The sequence below is a fragment of the Psychrobacter sp. genome (assembly GCF_035469765.1).
Classification (GTDB): Bacteria; Pseudomonadota; Gammaproteobacteria; order Pseudomonadales; family Moraxellaceae; genus Psychrobacter.
In genome coordinates this window covers 1-3716 of record NZ_DATIRM010000346.1, presented here as the reverse complement: position 1 = coordinate 3716, position 3716 = coordinate 1, and the positions used below count along the sequence as shown (strand labels likewise).

Annotated in this window: 2 protein-coding genes; both read right to left on the bottom strand. The window is 45.0% G+C overall.

Translation table 11 applies throughout. From position 1 onward, the window contains the following. Positions 1–23: 23 nt before the first annotated feature. Positions 24–1070 carry a formate dehydrogenase accessory sulfurtransferase FdhD gene (locus tag VLN09_RS09565; RefSeq protein ID WP_325245960.1) on the bottom strand — a complete coding sequence of 349 codons (1047 nt, stop codon included), beginning with the start codon at positions 1068–1070 and terminating at the stop codon, positions 24–26. A 60-nt stretch (positions 1071–1130) separates the two neighbouring features. Further along, entirely contained in the window at positions 1131–3473 is a 2343-nt protein-coding gene (locus VLN09_RS09560; protein ID WP_325245958.1) for an FdhF/YdeP family oxidoreductase, read from the bottom strand. Positions 3474–3716: the final 243 nt, after the last annotated feature.

The following is a 3716-nucleotide window of genomic DNA, read 5'->3' as shown; positions in this document are numbered from 1 at the left end:
TAGTAGAAGAGGGTCTATGTATTTTAAGAGTCGGCATAACCTGCGTAGTAAGTCACGCGGTTATCACGTAAAAATCCTGCTAGACCTAAGCCATAGCGCTTGGCAACACGTACCGCGGTACTGGTCGGTGCTGACATGCCAATCAGCCAAGGTATACGGCTACGAATGGATTTTTGTACCAGCTCAATCGATAAACGCGAAGTCATTATCACATAGTCAACCTCTACCTTATGATGCAACTGCCATCCGATAAGCTTATCGAGGGCGTTATGGCGCCCCACGTCCTCAAATAGGTACAGTTGCTGCTCGTATAGGGTTGCAGCAGCATGGACAGCGCCTGTGAGCTGATGGGTGTGCTGGGCTGCATTGATTTGTGCCTGTATACTTAGTAAATCGTCAAGACTAGGGATCGCTCTACTAAGCAATAGCTTGTTTATCTGATATTCACTTAGATCGGGTAATGCTTGCGTCAAACCCGTTATGCCGCACATACCGCATCCTGTGCGTCCTGCCAGTTGGCGTTTTTGCGCTTGAATACGCTGATGACAGCGCTGGTTTAGTACCAGCTCGACCACATATACATCATAATCTTGTAGCTGCTCTGCGAGCTGATGCAGGTTCATTGGTTCATCGGTGATGTTGTTAATAAATGCGTCTTGAGTAGAAGAGTTTTGACTAAAAGAAGCGGGCATGAAATCTTGGTAACTTTCATCGTCTGTTAATTGAGTAATATCCCAATCTAGTAATTCATGACTATGCTGAATCAATCCTTCACTATATAAAAAGCCGATGGCAAGGTATTCGAGCTGATAAGGACTTGCCATCAAGACAGCGTAGTGAATGCCATTAATCACAATCGCCACCGCCGCTTCAACTGCCAGCATTGCTGCTTTGTCTTCAATATTAATCTGCTTATCTCTATGAGTATCCTTTAAAAATATATCAGACGAATGGCTATGTTTTTGAGCCAAATGTAGCCGTGATAATGGTGCAGTTTGTGACGCTAACAAAGCATCAGGCGCATTATCTTCTAAGCTATCTGTTAAGGCTAATTGCGGTTTATTTGCCATTATGAATGCTTGCTAGCCTTTGTTATCAATAAAATAAAGGTGCTGGTGATTAGGTAACTATTATACGGCAGTTGCCATATTGCCTTGCTTAAAACGCTGTAATATCACAGTGACCGATTTATAAGCGGGCGTTCTGGAGTCTGGCGCGTGACTGTCTAAGTCAAGCAGGTCATTACATTCAGGATAATAGGTTGCCACTGCATTAGCAGCGATATCCATTTCTGTCAGTATCAAAGGTCCTAACGTGCGCTCAGCATTTTGACTGTCTTGACGCGAGACCATGATTTGATCGCCTTTTTGCCATCCCAAACGACTGATTTCATCTGGATGCATAAAGAGCACATCACGACGATCAGTCTGCCGATAGCGGTCTTGAAAGCCAAATATCATGGTATTAAATTGGTCATGACTACGGACACTCGTTAGTTGCCAGACGTTTTGCTCGGCAGGCTGACGTATATCGAATTTTTGATTGTCTACTGGATTCTTTTGATAATCGGATGTCGTTTGTGCCATTTGCGCGACAACGTAGGTAATCGGATATTGCGGTACTTCAAATTGTGCTTTGCCACTATCGGTATTCCAAATCCGATGACGCGCCGCATGATACAAATGAAAACCACGCTCAGCGGCACGAATACGCTGATTGAAATTCTCAAATCCTTCAATCGCTTGTGCAATATAATCACGGATAATATCAAAATCCGTACTCATATCCTGCCAAGGAATGGAAGACTCAGACCCAAGCACATGAGTTGCCATGTCTGCAACGATTTGTGCTTCGGATTTTAGCGTGTCACTAATGGGTTTTAAGCGTCCTCTGGTCGCCACAACTTGACACATTGAGTCCTCAATGGTGGCAAACTGCTCACCTTTAGCGGTAATAAGGCGCTCGGTACGACCGATGCAAGGTAGGATAAGGTTGTTTTTGCCCGGATAGAGCATGGTTTCATTGAGTTTGGTTGCGACAAAGACATTTAACTGGGTAGTGGTCAGCGCCGCTTGAATCGCACTCTTATCCGGCGCTGCAACTGCATAATTACCGCCCATACTGATAAAAGCTTTGATATCTCCTGTTATTAATGCCTTGGCACCAGCAATCACATCAAGCCCATCTTCTTGCGGCATTGGATGCTTAAAAACGCGTTCAAGACTATCAAGTAAGCTCTGCTTAGGGCGTTCATGAATGCCCATAGTACGATCGCCTTGTACGTTCGAGTGCCCACGAATAGGCGATGCACCTGCGCCATCAATGCCAATCATTCCCATCAGTAATAGCAAGTTGGTAATCATGGCGACATTATCCTCGCCTTGGACATGCTGAGTGATGCCCATGCCCCAGGTGCAAATTGTTGCTGGACTCTCAGCAACTAACTTTGCAAGCGTAATAATCTCTGCTTTACTGATGCCGCAGCCAAGCTCTACATCTGGCCAAGACTGCTGACGTAACCAAGCATCCAGTTCGTCATATCCTGAGGTGTGCTGCTCAATAAAATCACTGTTCATTTTACCGTTTTTGGTGAGCCATTTAGCCATACCAGTTAATAAAGCCGCATCGCCACCGATTTGGATTTGAATGACCTCATCGACCATCTCATCACTTTGACCTGCTGCCATATGGGATGGTTTTTGTGGATTTCTAAACTTGCTTAAACCTTGTTCGCGCATGGGGTTAATAGAGATAATCTGGCAGCCTTGCTTGTGAGCATGGGCGAGCATCTCAAGCATACGTGGATGATTGGTCGCAGGGTTTTGCCCAAACAATAAAATCAATTTAGCCTGCTCAAAATCTTCCAATATCACAGTGGCTTTACCGATGCCCAGCTGCTTACCGAGCATCACTGATGTTGGCTCATGACACATGTTTGAGCAATCAGGTAGGTTATTGGTCCCAAAACAGCGGACAAATAGTTGAAACATAAAGGCGGGCTCGTTGGTTACCCGTCCTGAGGTGTAAAACAGCGCCTCATCTGGTGTATCAAGCTGTTTTAATTGCTCAGCGATAATCGCATAAGCCGCTTGCCAAGAAATCGGCAGGTAGCGGTCTTGGTTTGCATCATAATATAAAGGTTCTGACAAGCGTCCACTGTGTTCAAGCTCATAGCCTGACCAGCCTTGTAGCGCTGTGACAGTATTCTTGGCGAAAAAAGAAGCATCTGCTCGTCTGTTCATCGTTTCACTGGCAATGACTTTGATACCATTTTCACAGACGTCGATGGCTTTATGTGACTTGTGATCAGGCCACGCGCAGCCCGGACAATCAAAGCCGTCTTTTGGCTGATTGCTACCAAAAACACTAATACTGCCGCGCAAGAAAGCTTTGTAATCCATTAGGGTACGCGTAGAGGCTATCAGCGCAGGCCAACCAGCTGCAGGGTGCATATAAACAGGGATTTTGCGCATGACAAACCTCATAAGCGAGCGGTAATAGGTAACTGCTATTTTACTAAAAGCGGATATATAGACGTCTACTATATAATGGCTTGCTGCAAATCTTTATTATCATTACCTATAAATAACAAAAAACCTCAAAGCTGAACTGACCCCCATAAGTTGGACACAACTTATGGGGGGTCAGTTCAAGCAGATTATGCGTTCGAGGTTTTTTTAAAGTGAGTTAGCTACAGCCAGTTGCCTCATATGGCA